Raw genomic sequence first — 22,819 nt, forward strand, 5'->3', positions numbered from 1 at the left:
GCACGGCTCCCGGCACTCGCGGCACTTCAGGTCAGCAAACGGTCAGCATCGGGCATAAAGGTGTCACCCGCCGAGCCGACTCCAACAGGCCTTGCCGACCGCCCGAGTTGATTCTTCCGGACCAGTTCGCCCGTACGCTTTCCCTCCAGTAGACAGCAGGCGAGCGGGACCGGCCACGACACAAGGGAGTGACGGACATGCGGCGTATCGACGTGGCGGAACGACGGGCCCGGCTCGGCGTACGGCACCGGCTGGCGGCCGCCGCCCGCGCGAAGGATCCGGTCGAGGTGGCGGGTGACCTCGTCGCGCTGCACAGCACCGACCCCTCCTCCGTGTACGTCGCCACCTGGGCGCGGACGAACGGCGGTTCGGTGCGGGAGGTGGAACGCGCCCTCTACGAGGACCGCTCCCTCATCCGGCTGCTCGGCATGCGCCGTACCGTCTTCGTGACCACGCTCGACGTGGCCCCGGTGATGCAGGCCGCCTGCTCGAAGGCGGTGGCCGCGCGCGAACGCCGCAAGCTCCTGGGCTTCCTGGCCGCGTCCAAGGTCGCGGACGACGAGACGGGTGTACGCGCATGGCTCGCCGAGACGGAGGACGTCGCCGTACGCGCGCTGGCAGCCCGAGGTGAGGCGACGGCCGCCGAACTCGCCGGCGACGACCCCCGCCTCAGTACGACCGTCGTCCTCTCGGCGGGCAAGCACTACGAGGGCACGCAGAAGGTCGCCAGCAGGCTGCTGCTCCTGCTCGCCGCCGAGGGCCGCGTGGTGCGGGGCCGGCCGCGCGGCTCCTGGACCTCGCACCAGTACCGCTGGGCACCGCTGAGCGACTGGTCACCTGGCGGCCTGGCCGAGTTGGACACCCACGAAGCGGAGGAAGAACTGGCCCGGCGCTGGCTGCGCGCCAACGGCCCGGCCACGGCGGACGACCTGCGCTGGTGGGCGGGGTGGACCAAGACACAGGTCAAGCGCGTGCTGACGGCACTCGAGCCGGTCGAGGTCGATCTCGGCGGCGGCACGACGGGTCTGCTGCTGCCCGACGACCTCGAGGAGACCGAGGCCCCGGAGCCGTGGGCCGCGCTCCTTCCGGCGCTCGACTCCACCCCCATGGGCTGGCACGAACGCGACTGGTTCCTCGGCGACCACGGCCCGCGCCTCTTCGACCGGGCCGGCAACATCGGCCCCTCCCTGTGGTGGGACGGCCGCATCGTCGGCGGCTGGGCCCAGGACAGCGGCGGCGAGATCGTGTGCCGCTTCCTGGAGGACGTCGGCGCGGACGCCGAGGCGGCGGTGCACGCGGAGGTGGAACGCCTCGCCGCCCCCCTGGGCGACGTCAGACTGAGCGCCCGCACGCGGGGGCGTACGTGGCTGGAGGACGAGCTGGCGAAGTAGCGCCGGAGAGGCGACAGCGAGGTGGGTCCCGGTCGGCCACCTCGCGCCCTCACTGCCGTCCGGACCGCCCGAGCGAAGCAGTTGAGGGTGCAGGCGGCGACGTCGGTCGCACCCGCTCAGCCGGCCGACGTGCTCGGTGGCGCCTCGCGTGCTTCGGTGAGGGCTCGCTGCCTCATAAACGGTACGCCGACCGTCGAAGAGACCGCCCGCCGGCTCGTGAACCGCACGCTCAAGGCCGAGCGTTACGACACCTGACGGCCTCTTGGCGGAGCAGGGGACGAGACGGCCCCCGCAGTCGCGGAAGACCTGGGCCTGGCTCCGCCGGGCTACCGCGGAGGTTTACCCAAAGCCCAACCCGGGGTTGACGCCGAGATGACCTGCGCACGTCAGAATCCTCGCGAGACCGACGTTGCCGCGGCAACGGCATTCAAGGGGGAATCAGTGAAGCGACGCGTACTCGGGCTGTTGGCCGTGGCCTTCAGCACGGTGTTGATCGCCACCACACCGGCCTCGGCACACAGCACAAACGACTGGGTGAAGACCACCCAGGGCGCGCCGGCAGGATGGGCACACAGGACCGCGAAGAGCTACGTCGGTGGTGTCCAGCAGGAGACGGACATCTACTGGCAGGACAACGGTGAGGTCTGGGTCCAGAGCAGGGTGTGGGACAGGTCGACCGACGGCTACTGCGCGGCCGTCCAGATCCGCTACGAGATCTCTACGAGTCCCGGCCAGTGGGCAGGCCACTGGCACTACCGGCCCGTCGGTGGCGCCCTCGACTGCGCATACCTCGAACCCTCCCCGCAATACAGCGCGAACTGGATGGCGCGCTACTCCACCCGCAAGGTCGCGGCACGGGCCTGTCACGCCAACTCGAAGGGCGAGATCGTCGAGTGTGAAGGAACGTGGCACTGAACCTGCGGGATGGCAACCGGGACGGCGGGCCGAGCCCCGGTCGTGGGGCCCGGCTGACCGTCTCAAAGCCTGTTTCCAGACCCTCTCCATGGCTGGTCAATCGCAGGCTGTTCACTCACCTGTATAGCTCCCAAGGGGGGAGCCGGAGTCTGGGGGATTCATGAGTTCACGCTCCAAGCGGATCAAGCTCGCCGCCTCCGCGGTCGGCATGCTGACCGCCGCCACCCTTGCACTGAGTACCGCGCCCGCCTCCGCATCCGGGACCTACAGCGGCCTCGCCTACATCTACGGCGCCGGCACTTACACCGACGACTGGGGCGACGAAGGCGTCACGGACACCACCCACAACACCAACTCCAATGCCACCTGCATGTGGCAGCAAATCCTTTGGGCGGACGGCTACCTCACATCCACCACACAGATCGACGGCGTCTTCGGAAGCAGGACCGCGACCGCGACCGCGAACTGGCAGCGCCATTTCACGGGGGCCGCGTCTGCCGACGGAAGCGCCGGCAAGAACACCTGGGGCAATGCAGACAACCGGCTCTACTACATGTCGGGCAGTGAAGCTTCCGGCCAGTCCCTGGTGGTGGCGTACAACGGTACGTCCCACAGCTTCACTCTGGAGCGCGACGAAAACGGGAAGTATCGCTTCGGAGACGGGACCGGCAACTGGTGGTTCGCCGGCTACAACTACCGGACCTGCAGTTTCTGACGTCAGGCGCTCTCCGGCGCGTTGGGTCCCCGAGGGCGAGCCAGTCCGGAAGTGCCAAGGCATCTACGCGATACGGCCATGACGGCGAATTTCCCTTGGTGGAAGGCACGTTAATTCGCCTGAAAGTCGAGCGACTAACGAAGGACCTGGATGCCCCCGGGTGACGACGGGCTCTGAGATGAGTTGTTCCGGCGTTGTCCCCGGGTGCTGAGAGTCCGGGAGATGCAGGTCTGCGCTGTGCCAACAATATGGCGCGATCGGCTAATGACCGGGCCATTCGCGCGCAGTACGCTGCCGACGCCCTCTACGAGAAGAGGAAACATGAGACGCATCCTGTTCGCTGTCATTGCGGCTGTGGGACTGGTGTTAGGTATGCCCGGCGCCGCAAGCGCCCATAGCACCGACGACTGGTACACCGCGGAGGAACCACCGGCGAACCACACCTTCGCCGGCTGCTCCCTCAGCCATGTCAGCGGTGTGTACCAGGAGCTGTGCTGGGGCCGCTACGGCAACTGGTTCTCTATGGACGGCGTGATCTCCGATACCGTCACCGACGGATACTGTGCGACGGCGCAGCTCCGCTACGAGATCTATGAAAACGGAGCCTGGGCCGGGCACTGGCACTACCGCAAGGTGCCGGGCTACGACTGCACAACTGGAGGGCCGTTCGAGGGCGATTTCGTCGGGGAGTTCGTCTCCAAATATCAGATGCGCAACATCTCCTCGCGGGCCTGCCACGCCGACTCCAATGGCGAGATCATCCACTGCGAGTCGAACTGGCACGGGCTGACGCAGTCGACAGCAAGAAATGAGGACCACGGACAGCCCATGGAATATCCGTGGGTCAACGGTGAGTAGCTCTGCCCACTTCTCCGGGATGCGGTTGCCGATTTGGTGTGGGACAGTGACGTTTTCTCAGCGGTGATCATTCCCAGATTGTGTTGAGGCCGAGGGCGGCGCGGGCAATGTCGCCGATCTGGCTCGGGCTGATGGTGACGTGCTGCAGGGTCCGCCCACGCTGCTTGAGTTCGGCATACGTCGCCAGCCGGTCCAGGTAGGCGCAAGCGTGCGTGGGGTCGTCCGGTCCGGCGCTCGGGCCGGGCCGGACCGCGTCCAGTTCCGCCCCCGCGCCCCGTGCGGCGTCAGCCGATGGCGATACGCGTTTTCCAGTAGCTCGCGGCGCCGATGGTCTGGGTGCCGGAGCCGATGAGCACGGTCCGGCCGCCCGCGTAGAACCTCACGGACCCGTCGGAGTGCACGGTCCAGATGTCGGGGATCGCGTCCCCGTTGACGTCCGGCGTGCCGATCAGATGCGGGATGTCGGCGCTGCCCCAGCCGGAGGCGCCGTACTCGGTGTCCACGCCCCCCGCCGAGTTGGCTGCGGCGGCCGGCGAGGTGAGGTTCACACCTCCGCCGGAGGCCGCGATGCCCTTGCGGAGCAGCAGCCTGCCGGTGACATCGGTGCGGTGGACGAGGTCGGTGACGCCGTCACCCGAGACATCCTGGACGGTGACGGTGTCGAGCGCGGCTTGGTCAGCCGCCGGGTGATGCCGTCTCCCGGCAGATGCGCTCGAACAGCACCTCCACCGGCTGGGGGCGCGTGTGCCGACCGGTGAACTGCTTGCCGTTGTCGGTCAGGACCTGGAAGGGCACCCCATACCGCGCATCGCCGCGATGAAGGCCGAGCACACCGCGCGGGCGCTGGGGACGGCCACGACGGAGGCGATCGGGATCGATCGGGATCGATCGGTCACAGCGGGGAGCCTCGTTCGGCTTGGACCACAAGGCTGCCCGGATCGTGTGTTCTACAGGCGTCGGTAGGGAATTAGCCCGTCGTAGGCCCACTTGACCGCCTGGAGTCCGGGGACCGGATGAAGCCCCGGGTTGCCCGGTGCGTGAAGGGCTTTCCAGATCGATGCGGAGGACGGCTCCGTACTCGACGAAGTCGTATCTGGCGCATCGTCAGGTAAGTCGGCATCTGGTCGGCATGAGTCCTCGCGCATGCCGAGAGAGGTGCTCGGCCGGGTGCTTGGCAGGCGGTGGTGCAACAGCCTGGCCCAGACGGAAGCGCAGGCGAGAATCCTTCTTGCCCGATAGAAATCGATGTTCCGCTGAATCTTCGAGTCCGACGAGTGCCGGTGTACAGTGAACAACGCCCCTGACCTGCAGAAAGCGGCGGGGAGCCGTCACATAGGAGTCCAAAGTGCTGCGCACTGTTCTCAAGTCCAAGATCCACCGCGCCACCGTCACCCAGGCCGACCTGCATTACGTCGGCTCGGTGACCATCGACGCCGATCTGCTGGACGCGGCCGATCTGCTGCCCGGTGAGCTGGTGCACATCGTGGACATCACCAACGGGGCCCGGCTGGAGACGTATGTCATCGAGGGCGAGCGGGGGTCCGGGGTGATCGGGATCAACGGGGCCGCGGCTCACCTCGTGCACCCCGGGGATCTGGTGATCCTCATCAGCTACGCCCAGGTCACCGACGCCGAGGCGCGATCGCTGAAGCCTCGGGTCGTGCATGTGGACGGGGACAACCGTATCGTCGCCCTGGGTGCGGACGCGTCCGCGCCGGTACCGGGCTCGGACCAGGAACGCAGCCCGCGGGCCGTGTCGGCCTGACGTACTGACCTGCTGATCCCGCTGAGCTTTTGGGGACGAGGAGCGTGCCGTGAGTGACATCGAGATCCGTGACGACCGGGCGGCGGGACGGCTGGAGGCGATCGCGGCCCAGGAGGTCGTCGGCCGCGTCGAGTACTTCGTCCTGGACGCTCCCGCGCGCGCCCTCGTGCCCGTCCACACGATCGTCGAGCCGGCCCACGAGGGCCAGGGCATCGCGGGTTCCCTGGCCCGTGAGCTGTACGCCCTCGCGCGACGGGAGGGCGTCACGGTCGCCCCGCTGTGCCCGTACGTCGTGAAGTGGGCCGAGCGTCACCCCGACGAGGCACCCGCGGCCGATCCGGAGCTGCTGCGCGCGGCGAAGGAATGGCTCGTGGCGCATCCCGAGCGGTTCTGAGCGGGACCCCGGAGCACCTGTGCTGGCGTTGCTGCACACCTCGCCCGTTCACGTCCCCGTCTTCGACGCCCTGCGTGACGACGCGCATCCCGGTCTGGAGCTGCGGCATCACGTCGACGCCGGGCTGCTGGACCGGGCGCGGCGAGAAGGGCCGGAGGCGGTGGCCGGCGCGGTCATGGCCGTGCTGAGGCAGGCGGTCGCCGAGGGGGCGCGGGCCGTGCTGTGCACCTGCTCGACCCTCGGCGGCGTCGCGGAGGCGGCCGCCGCCGGGGCCGGTGTGCCGGTGCTCCGTGTCGACCGGCCGATGGCCGCCGGCGCCGTGGCCGCCGGTCCTCGCGTCCTCGTCCTCGCCGCCCTGGAGAGCACGCTCGCTCCGACGGCGGCACTGATCGAGGAGGAGGCCAGTCGCGTGGGCCGCCCCGTGGAGGTGCGCACGCGGCTGGTGGCCGGTGCCTGGCGGCGGTTCGAGGCCGGTGACACCGAGGGCTACGTGCGAGCGGTGGCCGAGGCGGCCGACGCCGTCACCGGCGCGGACGTGATCGTCCTGGCCCAGGCATCCATGGCACCGGCCCGGGAGTCGACGACGGCCCGCGTCCCGGTGCTGGCCAGCCCCGCGCCAGGACTGGCCGCCGGTGCGGCGGCGGCGCGCCTGGGCCACCTGGGCCCGGGGGTTCATGCGGACGAGTGAGTGGGGAGGCGGCCGTCGGGTAGGCGGGGGACAAGTCCAGAGCCGACGTCGACCGACTGGCCGGAGGACAACGCCATGACGAACCCGTATCCGGATCCCGTCCCACCCGGTCCCACCCCGGGGCCCACTCCCGGTCCGGACCCGGAGCCCCCACAGCCGAGCCCGGACCCGGCCTCACCACCGGCCCCCGGTCCGGAGCCGACCCCTCCGCCGCCGCCCCCTGGGCCCGGCCCGCAACCCACGCCCCAGCCTCCGGGCCCCGGTCCGCAGCCAACCCCTCCGCCGCCCGGCCCCGGCCCGCAGCCGCCGCCCGACCCTCCCGGTCCTCCTGGGCCCTCGCCGTCCCCGATCCCGCCGGGGCCCGAGCCCGTGCCCAGCCCCGAGCCGGGACCGCCCCTCACCTGAGCGAGGGGCGGCACACTCCGGGGGAGGGCACAGGGAAGGGAAAGGTGCTACGCGGTGACCTCCGACCGGTCCCCGCCCCACAGCGTGTGGAACGCGCCGTCACGGTCCGTCCTGCGGTACGTGTGCGCCCCGAAGAAGTCCCGCTGCCCCTGCGTCAGCGCGGCCGGGAGCCGCTCGGCGCGCAGGGCGTCGTAGTAGGCGAGGGCGGCGGCGAAGCCCGGTGTCGGGACGCCCTGCCGGGTCGCGGCGACCAGCACCTCGCGCCAGTCGTCCTGCGCTGCGGCGATCTCCTGGGCGAACGTCTCGTCCGACAGCAGGCTCGGCAGGTCCGGCCGGGCGTCGTACGCCGCGCGGATACGGTCCAGGAACGCCGCGCGGATGATGCAGCCACCGCGCCAGATCGCGGAGACCGCGCCCAGGTCGATGTCCCAGTCGTACTCCTCGCTGCCCGCCGCGATCTCGTGGAAGCCCTGCGTGTACGACACGATCTTCGACGCGTACAGCGCCTGCTCGACGCGGTCGGCGAAGGCGGCCGCCTCCGACTCGCCGAGCGGAGACGCCTTCGGGCCCGCCAGGCCGCGCGAGGCATCCCGCAGCGGCGCGTGGCCGGACAGGGAACGGGCGAAGACGGCCTCCGCGATGCCCGACACCGGCACGCCCAGGTCCAGCGCGATCTGTACCGTCCAGCGGCCGGTGCCCTTCTGCTCCGCCTGGTCGACCACCACGTCCACGAACGGCTTGCCCGTCGCCGCGTCCACGTGCGAGAGCACCTCCGCGGTGATCTCGATCAGGTACGAGTCCAGTCGGCCGGTGTTCCAGGTGCGGAAGATCTCGGCGATCTGCGCGGGGGAGTACCCGGCGACGTCGCGCAGCAGCTGGTAGGCCTCGCCGATCAGCTGCATGTCGGCGTACTCGATGCCGTTGTGCACCATCTTCACGAAGTGCCCGGCGCCGTCGGGACCCACGTGCGTCACGCAGGGCGCCTCGTCCGCCGCCTTCGCCGAGATCTTCTCCAGCATCGGGCCGAGCGATTCGTACGACTCCTTCGAGCCGCCGGGCATGATGCTCGGGCCGTTCAGCGCGCCCTCCTCGCCGCCCGAGATGCCGGTGCCCACGAAGTGAATACCCTGCTCGCGCAGTTCGCGCTCCCGGCGCCGGGTGTCCGCGAAGTGCGCGTTGCCTCCGTCGATGATCATGTCGCCGGGCTCGAGGAGCGGGGCGAACTCCCGGATCACCGCGTCGGTCGGGTCACCGGCCTTCACCATGATCACCAGGCGCCGCGGCCGCTCCAGCGCCGCCACGAACTCCTTGGCGGTCTCGGTCGCGACGAAGTCGCCCTCGCCGCCGAACTCCTCCACCAGCGCGTGCGTGCGCGACGCGGTCCGGTTGTGCACCGCGACCGTGTAGCCGTTGCGGGCGAAGTTGCGGGCCAGGTTGCGGCCCATGACCGCGAGACCCGTGACGCCGATCTGCGCTGTAGTGCTCATTGGTTTGGCTCCTAGTGACCTTGGTGTCTGTGGTGCTCTGTGTACGTGGTGCCTTGTGTCTGTGGTGCCTTGGTGTCCGTGGCGCCCTGTGTCCGTGGTGCCGGTGCCCGCCAGTATCGCCGGTTTCGCTCCTCGACCGTGCTGACGTGCCGGTACGCCGGTCGCACTTTCTGCCACCGCGGACTCCAGTACGCGCGGGAGGGGCCGGGTGCCTCAGCGGCCGGACGCCCCATCCGGCCAACTGCCGCCCGTTCCCGGCCACTCGGCGTGACCAACCGGCCGATTGCCGTCTTGTCATGGCCGGTTCGTGGCGCTTACTTTTGCCCCTCCTGACGCAATGTCGAGGGGGATCTCCATGGCCGTACGCGGCCGGCATCGCCGGTATCAGCTGAACAGGATCAATCGCGCCTCACTGACCGTCACCGCCGGCGGCGCGGGACTGGCTCTCCCACTCGTCGGTACCGGTACGGTCCACGCGGCCGACGTGGAGACCTGGGACAAGGTCGCTGCCTGTGAGTCCACCAACGACTGGGACATCAACACCGGCAACGGCTACTACGGCGGCCTGCAGTTCACCCAGTCCACCTGGGAGGCGTTCGGCGGCACGCGGTACGCCCCGCGCGCCGACCTGGCCACCAAGGACCAGCAGATCGCGGTCGCCGAGAAGGTACTCGACGGCCAGGGCCCCGGCGCCTGGCCGGCGTGCGCGCCGCGGGCCGGACTGGCCCGCGGCGGCGAGACCCCCGACATCCGGCCGGCCGGGGGAGCGGGGTCCGCGAATAAGTCCGGCTCGGTGAAGGACGTCCAGCCCCAGACCACACCGCAGTCCCGGGCGGGCAAGGCCCGGATGTACACCGTGGTCACCGGCGACACCCTCTCCGGCATCGCCGACGCCCACCAGGTCCGGGGCGGCTGGCAGCGCCTGTACGAGGCCAACCGCGGCGCGATCGGAGCCGACCCCGACCTGATCCTGCCCGGCCAGCGCCTGACAGTGCGCGGCGAGGGGGCCACCACGGCGTCCCCTGCCGAGTCGAGGACGACCCAGCCGCGCCAGAAGCAACCGAAACAGGACAAGCAGCAAAAAGAGCCGAAGCAGGAGCAGAAGAAGCAGCAGCAGAAGCAGGAGAAGAAGCAGCCGACGCAGAAAGAGCAGCACAAGCAGCAGAAGGCGCCGAAGAAGTCGTCCACCGACAGCGGCAAGGCCACCACCCACCAGGCCGTCGTCGCCCCGGTGGACGCCGCCATCGGCACGCCGTACCACCAGGCGGGCTCCTCCTGGTCGAAGGGTTACCACACCGGCGTCGACTTCCCCGTCCCCACCGGCACCTCCGTCAAGTCGGTCGCGGCCGGCCGGGTCGTCAGCGCGGGCTGGGGCGGTTCGTACGGCTACCAGGTGGTGGTCCGGCACGGCGACGGCCGGTACTCCCAGTACGCGCACCTCTCGGCGATCTCCGTGAAGGACGGTCAGTCGGTGGGCGCCGGTCAGCGCCTCGGACGCTCGGGCTCCACGGGAAACGTCACGGGCCCGCATCTGCACTTCGAGGTGCGGACGGGGCCCGGCTTCGGTTCGGACGTCGACCCGCTGGCGTACCTGCGGGCCGGCGGCGTCAGGATCTGATCCGGACCCGTCGGCGGCTGAGCAGCGGCGGCGGGACGAACGGGCCGCCGTAGAAGGGGCCGTAGGAGAGCGTCGTGTCGTCGCTCTCCGCCGGTCCCCCGGCGTCGTACGCCTCCTCGGCGGGGGCGGTGTCCGGGACCGGCGATGCCGCCGGGGAGGGCACGAAGACCTTGTCGGGCTGCCGGGCCGCGGGCGCGCCCCGCTGCTTGCGCTCCTCCCGCTCCTCGCTCCCGTCCCGGACGCCTCGGGCCCCCTCGACCGGCACGGACCCGGCCGGCAGGGACCCCACCGGCGTCGCGACCGCCGCCGCCCCGGCCACGACCTCCGCGGCCAAGGCGGAGCCGGAGACGGAGGCCGTGCCTGTAGCTGCAGCCGTAGCCGTAGCCGTATCCGTGGTCTCCCGGGCGATCCGCTCCGTCGTCAGGAGGATCAGTCCGCCGGCGGCCACCACACCGCAGCTCAGGGCGAGCGCGGTGCCGGTCGTGCCGTAACGGAAGGTCTCGCCGAACATCGTGATGCCGACCACGGCGGCCACCACCGGGTTCACGACCGTCAGCGTGGCCAGCGGGGCCGCGAGACCGGCGCCGCGGTAGGAGGCCTGCGACAGCACCATGCCCGCCGTGGCGAGTACGCCGATCACGGCCAGCGACGGCAGGTCGGCGGCGGACACCCCGCCCGTCCAGTCGACGGCGACCGTCTTGGTGAAGACCGAGGACATGCCGAAGGCTATGCCGGACGCGGTCGCCAGCAGGATGCTGCGGACCGCCGGATGCCGGTGCGCGGCCCGCCCGGCGATCATCAGCGCCACGACCACACCACCGGTGACCAGCGCCGACCCGACGCGCTGCGCCGTGTCCAGCGACTGTGCCTCGGACGCGCCGACCAGGGACAGCAGACCGGCGAGGCCGACCGTCGCCATGAGCGCGCCCCGCCAGGCCGTCGCCCCGGCCCTGCGGCCCACGAACAGCGCGGCCATGGGCAGGGCGAACACGATGGTGAGCGCTCCCAGCGGCTGGACCAGGCTCAGCGGACCGAGGGCGAGAGCGACGACGTGCAGCAGACCGCCGAGGCCGTTGAGCCCGACCGCCGCCCACCAGCCGGGCCGGCGCAGCGGAGCGTACTGAGCACCCGGGGACGACGACGCGACCTGCTCCTGCACGATGGCTCCGCCCGCGTACGCCACGGCGGAGACGAGTGACAGCAGCACGGACAACGCGAGGGCGCTCATCGGCTGCTCCTCTGCGTGAGGCGGGGGCGCTGGGCCCGGCGCGGCGAACGGTCGTCATCCATGGACAACACGATGCCGTCTCAGGGTCTTCCCGTCGTCGTCCCTGAGCATTCTTTGGGTCCTACTACCGATGGAGTACGACGGCCCCGCCGTCCTCCCCAGGGTGGGCTACTTCCGGGCTCCGCCCCCCGGCCACGCCCGCCGGCCCCGGCCCCCAAGGGTCTTGATACTACTGCTCTCCGTGGACCTCGATCCCGCCCTCTCCGCACTCCGCCCGCTCGGCGGCTTCTCCGTCCTGCACACGTCTCTGCCGTCGTCCGGGCACCCGTCCCTGCCCACGTCCCCGCACCCGTCCCCGCATACGTCGCACCCGTCGCCGTCCCGGCCGCTCGCCACCCTCGCACACGCCTACGCACCGGGATACGCGGCCGCGACGCCGGACGTTCACGTTCCGGTCGGACCGGACCCGCTGGGCCTCCGCGTCCGGAAGGTGGCCCTCGCGCTCGGCGCCCCCGAGACCCGGGTCGCCGCCTCCGTGGCCCAGCAGGGGCTCGCGGCCCGCCTGTGGTCGGTGACGCTGGCCTGCGCCGCACTCTACGGCCGCGTCCCCGACCTCGACCCACGCCTGCTGCGCTGGGACCCCGACGCCACCGCCCCCGACGACCTGTGGCTCACCGAGGTGCACGCCCGGCCGGGGGACGCCGCCACCGTCACGGACGTCGTCCTCACCACCCACCTCGCGCCCCTGACGTCGGCCGTGCACACCCGGTACGGCGTCGCGACCGGCCTGCTGTGGGGCAACGCGGCCTCCGCCCTGGCAGGCGCCGGCCGGGAACTGGACCGCTGGGCCCGCGGCAACGGCCGTACGGACACCGCCGCCCGCGCCCGGTCGCTGACCGCCGCACTGCTGGCCCACCCGCTGCTCGCCGCGACCGGCACCCTCACCGGCACGTCCTTCCGGCGCCGCAGCTGCTGCCTGTACTACCGGGTGCCCGGAGCCGGGGTCTGCGGCGACTGCTGCTTCTCCCGGCCGCCCGGGTCCCCGTGATCCCCGCGGCGCCCGCGGTCTTCCCCAGGCGCCCCGTCTGGGTGACCATGAGGGAACCAGCCGCCGAGACGGGAGGTTCCGGGTGCGCGTGGGACTGCTGACCCGTGAGTTCCCGCCGGACGTCTACGGCGGCGCCGGTGTCCACGTCGAGTTCCTCGCCCGGGAACTCGCCCGCCTCGTCGACCTGGACGTGCACTGCTGGGGCGAGGGCCGCAGCGACGGCGTGCGGCGCCACCGCCCCTGGTCCGTGCTCGACGGCGCCAACGACGCGCTGCGCAGCTTCTCCGTGGACCTCGCCATGACCGCCGCCCTCGAAGGCCGCGACCTGGTCCACTCCCACACCTGGTACGCCAATCTCGGCGGCCATCTCGCCAAGCTCCTGTACGGCGTCCCGCACGTGCTGACCGCCCACTCCCTGGAGCCCCTGCGCCCCTGGAAGGCCGAGCAGCTCGGCGGCGGTTACACCCTGTCCGGCTGGGCCGAGCGCACCGCCGTCGAGGCGGCCGACGCGGTGATCGCCGTGTCGGCCGCCATGCGCGAGGACGTCCTCGGCTGCTACCCGGCGCTGGACGCCTCCAGGGTCCACGTCGTGCACAACGGCATCGACACCCGCCTCTACCGGCCCGACCGCGGCACCGAGGCGCTGGACCGGATCGGCCTGGACCGCTCTCGCCCGTACGTCCTGTTCGTCGGCCGCATCACGCGGCAGAAGGGCGTGCCCCACCTGCTGCGCGCGGTACGGGACATCGACCCGGCCGCGCAGGTCGTGCTGTGCGCGGGCGCCCCGGACACCCCCGAGATCGACCAGGAGTTCCGCGACCTCTTCGCCGCGCTGAGCAGCGCACGCGAGGGGGTGCACTGGATCCCGCGCATGCTGCCGCGCGCGGACGTGATCCAGCTCCTGACCCACGCCGCCGTCTTCGTCTGCCCCTCCGTGTACGAGCCCCTCGGCATCGTCAACCTGGAGGCGATGGCCTGCGGCACCCCCGTGGTCGCCTCCCGGGTCGGCGGCATCCCCGAGGTCGTGGCCGACGGCGAAACGGGGGTACTCGTGACCAGGGACGGGAACGGCGACGGGAACGACGACGACTTCGAGGCGGGCCTCGCGCGCGCACTGGACTCCGTGCTCGGCGACCCCGAGGCCGCCCGGCGGATGGGCGAGGCGGGCCGGGAGCGCGCGGTTCAGGAGTTCGGCTGGGACGCCGTCGCGCGTCGCACGGTCCGGCTCTACGAGGAGATCCTCAAGCAGGCTTGAGCCGCCCCGCCCCGGGGTGGCCGAGGGTGAACGAGGGTGAGGGGAGCGGCCATGCGTCGTGGAGGTCCTTCGGTGCTGGGCATCGTCCTGGCGGGCGGAGAGGGCAAACGCCTGATGCCCCTGACCGCCGACCGCGCCAAACCCGCGGTCACGTTCGGCGGCACCTACCGGCTCGTCGACTTCGTCCTGTCCAACCTGGTCAACGGCGACATCCTGCGGATCTGCGTGCTCACCCAGTACAAGTCGCACTCCCTGGACCGGCACATCACCACCACCTGGCGGATGTCCAGCCTGCTGGGCAACTACGTCACCCCGGTCCCCGCCCAGCAGCGCCTGGGCCCGCGCTGGTACCTGGGCAGCGCCGACGCGATCCTGCAGTCCCTGAACCTGGTGTACGACGAACAGCCCGAGTACGTCGTGGTCTTCGGCGCCGACCACGTGTACCGGATGGACCCGCGCCAGATGCTCACCCAGCACATCGAGTCGGGCGCGGGCGTCACCGTCGCCGGGATACGGGTGCCGCGCGCCGAGTCGCCGTCCTTCGGCGTGATCACCCCGGGTTCCGACGGGCAGACCGTCACCGGCTTCCTGGAGAAGCCCGCCGACCCTCCCGGCCTCGCCGGCGACCCCGGGTGCGTCTTCGCCTCGATGGGCAACTACGTCTTCACCACCAAGGCCCTCATCGAGGCCCTCCAGAGGGACGCCGAGGACGAGGACTCCGTGCACGACATGGGCGGTTCGATCCTGCCCCAGCTCACCGACCGCGGCGAGGCCGCGCTGTACGACTTCAGCGCCAACCACGTGCCGGGGGAGACCTCCCGGGACCAGGGCTACTGGCGGGACGTGGGCACGCTGGACGCCTACTACGACGCCCACATGGACCTGATCGCCGAGCGGCCCGCCTTCAACCTCTACAACCGCGACTGGCCGATCTACACCCACTCCACCCAGCTCTCGCCCGCCCGCTTCAACGCCGGCGGCATCGCCAGCGAGTCGATCATCAGCGCGGGCTGCCTGATCCGGGGGCAGGTCACCCGCTCGGTGCTCTCGCCGGGCGTGGTCGTCGACCCGGGTGCGGTCGTGCAGGGCTCGGTGCTGCACGACAACGTGCACATCGGCCGGGGCGCGGTGGTGCGCGGGGCGGTGCTCGACAAGAACGTCGACGTGCCGCCGGGCGCGACGATCGGCGTCAACCCGCAGCGGGACGCCGAGTTGTACACCGTCTCCAAGGGCGGCGTGATCGCGCTGGGCAAGGGGCAGCGCGTGCCGTGACGGACGGGGCCGTTGTCATGCCGCCGGGCTGTTGTCATGTCCCTGGACGCCAAGCGGAATCCGTGCTGTCATGCCTCTGCACCCGTGCCGTTACATCGTTGTATGACATCGATGTCTGAGCCATCAGCCACCACCCGTTCTCGAGGAGAGGGTCAGTGCGCACCAAACGACTCAGAAACAGACTCGCGCTGCTGCTAGCCGCCGCCCTCGGCGTCGCGGGCCTTGCCGCCGTCCCGGCCGCAGGCGCGGCCGGCGACGACACGTCCGCGGAGATCCACGGTCTGAAGGGCGAGTACTACACCCAGTCCGCCCCCGGCGCCTTCGACTTCCACGAGCTGAAGGCCACCGGCTTCGACCCGCAGGTCGACTTCAACACCCTGGAGCCGCGGCTCGACTTCGCCACCGGTCAGGCGGACGACGTCAGCGTCCGCTGGACCGGCAAGCTCGTCCCGGAGCAGACCGGCGCCCACACCTTCTCGATCATCGGCGACAACGGCTTCCGCCTCTGGATCGGGGGACAGCTCGCCATCGACCACTGGGTCGACGACTGGGACCGTGAACAGACCGCCCAGCCCGTCGAGCTGACGGCCGGCCAGTCCTACGACATCAAGCTGGAGTACTTCGAGCACTACGGCGGCTCCAACCTCCACCTGCGCTGGACGGAGCCCGGCGGCACCAAGGAGGCGATCCCGCAGTCGGCGTTCCGCCTGCCCGACGGCTTCGACTACAACGGTGCGACGTCGACCACCGTCGAGGCCACCGGCCGCACCCTCAGGCTGGACTTCGCGACCCCCCTCGCCGCGGCTCCGGCCGGCCTCACCGACCACCTCGAAGCGGTGATCGGCGGCGCCAAGTGGCCCCTGGGCGAGGCCAAGGTCGACCCCGCCGACCCGAGCGCCCTGCTCGTCGCCCTCGACCAGCCCGTCGTCGGCAACAAGAACGGCGACGCCCCCGGCACCGCCGACGTCCGCTACGACGGTGAAGCCGGCCTCACCGACGCCGAAGGCAACGTTGTCAAGGCGTTCTGGAGCAGCGGCGGCAACCAGTCCACCTACCAGCTGCGCACCGACTGGGCCGACGAGGTGGGACCGGACAACGCCCTCCCCGAGTACCCGCGCCCGCAGTTGACGCGCGACGACTGGCAGAACCTCAACGGGCGCTGGCAGTTCGCCGCCGCCGAGGACGGGGAGCAGCCGCCGGTCGGCAAGAACCTGAAGGAGCGCATCCTCGTCCCGTACCCGGTGGAGTCCCAGCTCTCCGGCGTCCAGCGGCACGAGGACCGCATGTGGTACCGCCGCACCTTCACCGTGCCCCGCGACTGGCACATCGGCTCCGGCCAGCGGCTGAAGCTCAACTTCGGCGCCGTCGACTGGCAGTCCGAGGTGTACGTCAACGGCACGAAGGTCGCCGAGCACAAGGGCGGTTACGACAAGTTCGGCGCCGACGTCACCGACGCGCTGAAGCCCGGCCGCACCCAGGAACTGATCGTCGGCGTCTACGACCCGACCGACGCGGCGAACGGCGAGAACCCGCCGCTCGGCAAGCAGCGCCTGGACCCGAGCGGCATCTGGTACACGCCCAGCTCCGGCATCTGGCAGACGGTCTGGATGGAACCGGTCGCCCGTGACCACGTGGACTCCCTCAAGCTCACCCCGAATGTCGACGCGGGCACGCTGACCGTCGAGCCGAAGGGCGTGCGCGACGGCGTACGCGTCAAGGCCACGGCGTACGCCGGGCACCGCAAGGTCGCCACGGTGAGCGGACGCACCGGCGAGCCGCTGACCCTGAAGATCCGCGACCCGCGCCTGTGGTCGCCCGACGACCCCTTCCTGTACGACTTGGAGGTCACCGTCGGCCGCGACCACGTCGAGAGCTACTTCGGGATGCGCTCCATCGCCGTCGAGAAGGTGAACGGCGTACCGCGCACGATGCTCAACGGCGAGCCCACGTTCCTGATGGCCACCCTCGACCAGGGCTTCTGGCCCGACGGGCTGCACACCGCACCCACCGACGAGGCCCTCGCGTACGACCTCAAGCTGCACAAGCAGCTCGGCTTCAACTCGGTGCGCAAGCACATCAAGGTGGAGCCCGACCGCTGGTTCTACTGGGCCGACAGGCTCGGTCTGATGGTGTGGCAGGACATGCCCGCGATGACCGCGGGGGTGAACCCGTCCACCGCGGCCCGCGCCGAGTACGAGCGCGAGATGAAGGAGATGATCGACGAACACGTCAGCCACCCGTCGATCGTCATGTGGGTCACCTTCAACGAGGGCTGGGGCCAGTACGACATCGGCCGCGTCGCCGAGCAGGCCAAGGCCTGGGACCCGACCCGTCTCGTCAACAACATGTCGGGCCTGAACCTCGGGGCCGACGGCGGCGCCGGCGACATCATGGACGAGCACGGCTATCCGAGCCCCGCCCTGCCACCGTCCCCGGACGGCGAACGCGCCCTGGTCAGCGGAGAGTACGGCGGTCTCGGTCTCGCTGTCCCCGGCCACGCCTGGTCGGTGCAGCAGTCCTACGTCGACGTCGACCCGGCGACGTACACCGACGACTACCTCACCAAGCTCGACGAGGTGCGCGCCCTGGCCTGCAAGGGCGGCAACGGCGCCGTCTACACGCAGATCTCGGACGTCGAGGGCGAGCTCAACGGCCTGGTGACGTACGACCGCAAGGTCGTCAAGCCCGACGTGGCGCGGGTCGAGGCGGCGCAGGCGCGGCTGATCGCCGACATGTCGCGGGCGACCCCCGCGAACTGCGCCTGACCACGCGGCGATCCGGGCGGGGCGCGTCCCACGCGTCCCACGCGTCCCGCCCGGACGCCCCCGCACGGCCTCGCCGGCCCGGGGCGGCGCACCCTGCCGGCGCCGCCCCGGGCCCACCGGGCTCCCTCACCTCCCCCTGCCCCGACTGGAGTCCCCATGGCTCTCGACCGACGCCGCTTCCTCCACGGCGGTTCCCTCGCCGTCGGCGCGCTCGCCGTCGGCCTGCCCGCGCTCGGCACACCCGCCGCGGCGGCCGGCGCGCTCGCACCCGACGCCTTCACCCGGCTCGCGCCCGGCAGCGTCACCGCACGCGGCTGGCTCGCCGGACAACTCCGCCTGCAACTGGACGGGTTGTGCGGCCGCTACGCCGAGCGCTCCCACTTCCTCGACTTCGCCACCACCGGCTGGGTGCACCCCGACCGGGGAGCCTGGGAGGAACTGCCGTACTGGCTGCGCGGCTACGTCCCCCTCGCCGTCGTCACCCGCGACCGCGAGGCACTCGAGCAGTCCCGCCGCTGGATCGACGCCATCCTCGCCACCCGCCAGGACGACGGCTTCTTCGGCCCCCGGGCGCTGCGCACCTCCCTCAACGGCGGCCCCGACTTCTGGCCCTTCCTGCCCCTGCTCCAGGCACTGCGCACCTGGGAGGAGTACGCGGGCGACCAGCGGATCGTGCCCCTGTTCACCGGCTTCCTGCGGTTCATGAACGCCCAGGGAAAGGGCGCGTTCGACTCGAGTTGGGTCTCGCTGCGCTGGGGCGACGGCATCGACCTCGCGCTGTGGCTGCACCGCCGCACCGGCGAGGCGTTCCTGCTCGACCTCGTCGAGAAGATGCACGCCTGGGGCGCGGACTGGACGGGCCCGCTGCCCAGCCCGCACAACGTCAACATCGCCCAGGGCTTTCGCGAACCGGCCCAGTACGCGCAGCTCTCCGGCTCCGCCGCCGACACCCGGGCCACCTACGACACGTACGAGCAGGTCATGGCCGGGTACGGGCAGTTTCCCGGGGGCGGGCTCGCGGGGGACGAGAACATCCGGCCCGGGTTCGGCGATCCCCGGCAGGGCTTCGAGACCTGCGGCATCGTCGAGTTCATGGCCGCCCACGAACTGCTCGTCCGGATCACCGGCGACCCGGTCTGGGCCGACCGCTGCGAGGACCTGGCCTTCAACGCGCTGCCCGCGGCCCTGGACCCCGAGGGCCGCGCCGTCCACTACGTCACCAGCGCCAACAGCGTCGACCTGGACAACGTCCGCAAGACCCAGGGACAGTTCCAGAACGGCTTCGCGATGCAGGCCTACCAGCCCGGCGTCGACAACTACCGCTGCTGCCCGCACAACTACGGCATGGGCTGGCCCTACTTCACCGAGGAACTGTGGCTCGCCACCCCCGACCGGGGACTGGCCGCCGCGATGTACGCCCCCTCGCGGGTCGACGCGGCCGTCGGCGCCGACGGCACCCGGGTGACCATCACCGAGGACACGGACTATCCCTTCGACGACACGATCACCCTGACCGTGTCGACCCCGCGAAGGGTGGCCTTCCCGCTGGTCCTGCGCGTCCCGGGCTGGTGCACGGGGCCGCAGGTGCGGGTCAACGGCCGGTCCGTGCCCGCGCCCGACGGCCCGGCCTTCGTCCGCGTCGAGCGCACCTGGTCCGACGGAGACCGCGTCACCCTGCGCCTGCCGCAGCGCACCACCCTGCGCACCTGGCCCGGCAACCACGGCTCGGTCGGCGTCGACCGCGGACCCCTGACGTATGCCCTGAAGATCGGTGAGGAGTACGTCCGCTACGCGGGCGACGACGTCTTCCCCGAGTACGAGGTCCACGCCACCACCCCCTGGAACTACGGTCTCGTGCCGGGTGCCACGCCTGCCTTCCGCCGTGCGCGCGGCCCGGTCGCTGACAACCCGTTCACCCACGACGGCGTGCCCGTCTCGCTCACCGCCGAGGCCCGCCGAGTCCCCGAGTGGGTCGCGGACGACGAGCACGTGGTCGCGCCGCTCCAGCCGAGCCCGGCCCGCTCCAGCCGGCCGGTCGAGCAGGTCACCCTGATCCCGATGGCCGCCGCCCGGCTGCGGATCGCCTCCTTCCCCACCGCCGCCCCGGACGGCACCCCCTGGGTCCCCGAGCCGGCCTTCCGGCGCGTCCAGAACAAGCACAGCGGCAAGGTGCTCGCGGTCGACGGCATGTCCACCGCCAACAGCGCCCGCGTGGTGCAGTTCGCCAACACCGGCACCGGCGACCACGCCTGGCAGCGGATCGACAAGGGCGACGGCTGGTTCCTCGTCCGCAACGGCCACAGCGGCAAGGTCCTCGGCGTCGACGGGATGTCCACGGCCGACAGCGCGCGCGTCGTGCAGTACGAGGACAACGGCACCGACGACCACCTGTGGGCCTTCGTCGACCAGGGGGACGGCTGGTTCCTGGTCCGCAACAAGCACAGCGGCAAGGTGCTCGGTGTGGACGGGATGTCGACCGCCGACAGCGCCCAGGTCGTGCAGTTCGACGACAACGGCACCGACGACCACCTCTGGCGCTTCGCCTGAGCCGAGAGAGAGTGAGACACCCTTCCATGAGCTGGACCCAACGGCTGCGCGGTGTGGCGACGGCCGCCGCGGCGGCGCTCCTCGCGGGCGTGGTGGCCGCGCCCTCGGCGCAGGCGGCCCCACGCCACGACGGCGCGCTGACCGATCTGGTGAACCCGTTCATCGGCACCGAGAACGAGGGCAACACCTACCCCGGCGCCGCCGTGCCCTTCGGCATGGTGCAGTTCTCGCCGGACACCGGCCACAACACCGGCTACGACCACTCCGACACCCACATCCGCGGCTTCTCCCTGGTCCACCTCTCCGGCGTCGGCTGCGGGCTCGGCGGCGACCTGCCGGTCCTGCCGACCACCGGGGACGTCACCGAGACGGACTACGCGAAGTACGCCGCCTCCTTCAGCCACGACGACGAGGAGGCGAGCCCCGGCTACTACCGGGTCGGCCTCGACTCCGGAGTCGAGGCGGAACTGTCCGCCACGGCACGCACCGGAGCGCAGCGCTACACCTTCCCGGCCACCGACAAGGCCAACGTCCTGCTCAACGCCGGCCAGTCGCTGCACAAGAACATCACCACCAAGGTCGAGGTCCTGGACAGCCGTACGGTGCGCACCGCGATCACCGGCAGCGGCTTCTGCCAGGACACCGAGCCCTACACCGTCTACACGATCACCCGCTTCGACCGGCCCTTCGCCTCCTACGGCACCTGGGACGACGGCACCGTGACCGCGGGCGCGAAGTCCGGCGGCGACGGCGCCTACGTCCGCTTCGACACCACGAAGGACCGCACCGTCGAGGCGACCACCGCCCTGTCCTACGTGGACGCGCGCGGCGCCGCGCGCAACCTGCGCGCCGAGGGCGGGCGCTCCTTCGACTCCGTGCGCCACGGCGCGCAGCGCACCTGGGAGAAGCGCCTGGACGACGTACGGGCCCGGGGCGGCGACGACACCCTGCGCCGCACCTTCTACTCGTCCCTGTACCGGTCCTTCCTCGCGCCCAACATCGGCAGCGACGTCGACGGGCGTTACACCGGCTGGGACCAGAAGATCCACCGGGCCAAGGGCTTCACGTACTACCAGAACTGGTCCCTGTGGGACACCTACCGCACCCAGTCCCAGCTCCTGTCCCTGCTCGCGCCCCGCGAGGCCCGCGACATGGCCATCTCCGTCATCAAGATCGACGAGGAGAGCGGCTGGCTGCCCAAGTGGGGCTACGGCACCGTCGAGACCAACATCATGACCGGCGACCCGGTCACCCCCTTCCTCACCAACGCCTACCAGCAGGGCCTGCTGCACGGCTGGGAGGAGAAGGCCTACCGGGCACTGAAGAAGAACGCCGACGGCGTCCCGCCCACCGACTCGCCGGCCGTCGGCCGGGAGGCCAACCGCGAGTACCTCGCCGACGGCTTCGCGCCCTACGTCAAGGGCCGCCCGCACGCCAAGCCCGGCGACTCCGACTACGACCACGGCGCCTCCGCCACCCTGGAGTACGCCCTGTCCGACGCCATGCTCTCCCGCATGGCCCGCGACCTCGGCCACGACCAGGACGCCAAGCGGTACGCCGAGCGGGCCCAGAGCTACCGCGACGTCTTCGACCCCTCGACCGGCTTCTTCCGCGCCCGCGACATCGACGGCGTCTTCACCGGACCGGCCGACCCGGCGCAGAGCGAGGGCTTCCACGAGGGCACGTCCTGGCAATACCAGTGGCTGGTGCCGCAGGACCTGCCCGGCATGATCGACCTCATCGGCGGCACCGAGGCCGCGGGCGAGAGGCTCGACTCGTTCTTCGCCTACGACCAGCTCCTCGCGGATCCGGCCAAGACCGCCCGCGAGGTGTGGGTGAACGGGCCGTACGACTACTACAACGCCGACAAGTACAACCCGCAGAACGAACCCGACCTGATCGCCCCGTACACCTACCTGTCGACCGGGCAGCCCTGGAAGACGACCGACGTGGTGCACGCGGCGCTCACCCTCTTCACGGACACGCCGACCGGCATGACCGGAAACGACGACCTCGGAACCATGTCCGCCTGGAACGTGCTGTCCTCGATCGGGATCTTCCCGATCCAGCCCGGCTACGACACGTGGGGCCTGTCCACACCGGTCTTCGACCGCGTCGACCTCACCCTGGACCGCCGCTACTACCCGCGCGGCGCCCTGACCATCACGGCGCCCGGCACCTCCGGCACCGACCGGTACATCCAGTCGGCCCGCACCGACGGCAAGGACTACGCCAGGACCTGGCTGACGACCGACGCCCTGCGCTCCGTACGGTCGCTCGGGTTCACGGTCGGCCCGCAGCCGTCCGGGTGGGGAACCACGACGGAGGCGGTGCCGCCGCCGCTGACGTGAGCACAGACGCCCCATGAGTCCCAGCAGTCCCGCCCCTGCCGAAAGGGGCGGGACTTTAATCTGCTGTTAACTGTACGTAGCTTGATCGTACTTGACCGTAATCGTCGAAGGGCGATT

The 22,819-nt window shown here is 71.1% G+C and carries 16 protein-coding genes and 2 pseudogenes; 14 read left to right on the forward strand and 4 right to left on the reverse strand.

Annotation, left to right across the window (positions count from 1 at the left end):
* Window positions 1–197 precede the first annotated feature (197 nt).
* From ACGH7X_RS34670 to ACGH7X_RS34685, 4 genes are all read left to right on the forward strand, one after another.
* On the forward strand, window positions 198–1,391 hold the full coding sequence (locus ACGH7X_RS34670; protein WP_399893065.1) for a winged helix DNA-binding domain-containing protein: 1,194 nt from the start codon (window positions 198–200) through the stop codon (window positions 1,389–1,391).
* Between the two features lie 441 nt (window positions 1,392–1,832).
* A complete protein-coding gene (locus tag ACGH7X_RS34675; protein WP_399893068.1) occupies window positions 1,833–2,306 on the forward strand; it encodes a hypothetical protein in 474 nt (157 codons plus the stop codon).
* A gap of 160 nt (window positions 2,307–2,466) precedes the next feature.
* The gene (locus ACGH7X_RS34680) at window positions 2,467–3,021 is read left to right on the forward strand and encodes a peptidoglycan-binding protein (protein WP_399893071.1); all 555 of its coding nucleotides are present in this window, start codon (window positions 2,467–2,469) and stop codon (window positions 3,019–3,021) included.
* Between the two features lie 321 nt (window positions 3,022–3,342).
* Window positions 3,343–3,879: a hypothetical protein gene (locus ACGH7X_RS34685; RefSeq protein ID WP_399893073.1), complete on the forward strand. Its 537-nt coding sequence runs from the start codon at window positions 3,343–3,345 to the stop codon at window positions 3,877–3,879.
* Between the two features lie 284 nt (window positions 3,880–4,163).
* Here the strand turns inward: ACGH7X_RS34685 and ACGH7X_RS34690 are convergent.
* Window positions 4,164–4,541 (reverse strand): annotated as a pseudogene (locus ACGH7X_RS34690) (hypothetical protein); the annotation flags it as partial.
* Window positions 4,514–4,775 (reverse strand): annotated as a pseudogene (locus tag ACGH7X_RS34695) (IS481 family transposase); the annotation flags it as partial. The pseudogenes ACGH7X_RS34690 and ACGH7X_RS34695, both read right to left, overlap by 28 nt.
* Before the next feature lie 449 nt (window positions 4,776–5,224).
* Between ACGH7X_RS34695 and panD the strand changes: the two are divergent.
* The 3 genes from panD to ACGH7X_RS34710 are packed head-to-tail and all read left to right on the forward strand — an operon-like array spanning window position 5,225 to window position 6,726.
* Entirely contained in the window at window positions 5,225–5,644 is a 420-nt protein-coding gene (gene panD, locus ACGH7X_RS34700; protein WP_399893076.1) for an aspartate 1-decarboxylase, read from the forward strand.
* A gap of 49 nt (window positions 5,645–5,693) precedes the next feature.
* Entirely contained in the window at window positions 5,694–6,038 is a 345-nt protein-coding gene (locus tag ACGH7X_RS34705; protein WP_399893079.1) for a GNAT family N-acetyltransferase, read from the forward strand.
* A 19-nt stretch (window positions 6,039–6,057) separates the two neighbouring features.
* Window positions 6,058–6,726: an aspartate/glutamate racemase family protein gene (locus ACGH7X_RS34710; protein ID WP_399893081.1), complete on the forward strand. Its 669-nt coding sequence runs from the start codon at window positions 6,058–6,060 to the stop codon at window positions 6,724–6,726.
* A gap of 452 nt (window positions 6,727–7,178) precedes the next feature.
* On the opposite strand, the gene gndA is transcribed toward ACGH7X_RS34710, so the two are convergent.
* Entirely contained in the window at window positions 7,179–8,618 is a 1,440-nt protein-coding gene (gene gndA, locus ACGH7X_RS34715; protein ID WP_399893084.1) for an NADP-dependent phosphogluconate dehydrogenase, read from the reverse strand.
* Between the two features lie 355 nt (window positions 8,619–8,973).
* Between gndA and ACGH7X_RS34720 the strand changes: the two genes are divergently transcribed.
* The gene (locus ACGH7X_RS34720; RefSeq protein ID WP_399893087.1) at window positions 8,974–10,236 is read left to right on the forward strand and encodes a transglycosylase family protein; all 1,263 of its coding nucleotides are present in this window, start codon (window positions 8,974–8,976) and stop codon (window positions 10,234–10,236) included.
* On the opposite strand, the gene ACGH7X_RS34725 is transcribed toward ACGH7X_RS34720, so the two are convergent.
* Entirely contained in the window at window positions 10,226–11,464 is a 1,239-nt protein-coding gene (locus tag ACGH7X_RS34725; RefSeq protein WP_399893089.1) for a DMT family transporter, read from the reverse strand. The genes ACGH7X_RS34720 and ACGH7X_RS34725 overlap by 11 nt on opposite strands.
* A 241-nt stretch (window positions 11,465–11,705) precedes the next feature.
* Here ACGH7X_RS34725 and ACGH7X_RS34730 point away from each other — a divergent pair, with 241 nt between their 5' ends.
* The 6 genes from ACGH7X_RS34730 to ACGH7X_RS34755 all read left to right on the forward strand — a co-directional run bounded on the left by ACGH7X_RS34730 (window position 11,706) and on the right by ACGH7X_RS34755 (window position 22,702).
* Window positions 11,706–12,512 carry a (2Fe-2S)-binding protein gene (locus ACGH7X_RS34730; protein ID WP_399893092.1) on the forward strand — a complete coding sequence of 269 codons (807 nt, stop codon included), beginning with the start codon at window positions 11,706–11,708 and terminating at the stop codon, window positions 12,510–12,512.
* An 82-nt stretch (window positions 12,513–12,594) separates the two neighbouring features.
* Window positions 12,595–13,767, forward strand: coding sequence for a glycogen synthase (glgA, locus tag ACGH7X_RS34735; protein WP_399893094.1), 1,173 nt, complete (start codon window positions 12,595–12,597; stop codon window positions 13,765–13,767).
* A 51-nt stretch (window positions 13,768–13,818) separates the two neighbouring features.
* A complete protein-coding gene (gene glgC, locus ACGH7X_RS34740) occupies window positions 13,819–15,039 on the forward strand; it encodes a glucose-1-phosphate adenylyltransferase (RefSeq protein WP_399893096.1) in 1,221 nt (406 codons plus the stop codon).
* Window positions 15,040–15,194: 155 nt separating this feature from the next.
* On the forward strand, window positions 15,195–17,804 hold the full coding sequence (locus ACGH7X_RS34745) for a PA14 domain-containing protein (RefSeq protein ID WP_399893098.1): 2,610 nt from the start codon (window positions 15,195–15,197) through the stop codon (window positions 17,802–17,804).
* 156 nt (window positions 17,805–17,960) lie between these two features.
* A complete protein-coding gene (locus ACGH7X_RS34750; RefSeq protein WP_399893101.1) occupies window positions 17,961–20,351 on the forward strand; it encodes an RICIN domain-containing protein in 2,391 nt (796 codons plus the stop codon).
* Between the two features lie 26 nt (window positions 20,352–20,377).
* A complete protein-coding gene (locus ACGH7X_RS34755) occupies window positions 20,378–22,702 on the forward strand; it encodes a GH92 family glycosyl hydrolase (protein ID WP_399893104.1) in 2,325 nt (774 codons plus the stop codon).
* The last annotated feature ends 117 nt before the right edge of the window (window positions 22,703–22,819 follow it).

This window comes from Streptomyces sp. BBFR51 (genome assembly GCF_044591655.1).
GTDB lineage: Bacteria > Actinomycetota > Actinomycetes > Streptomycetales > Streptomycetaceae > Streptomyces.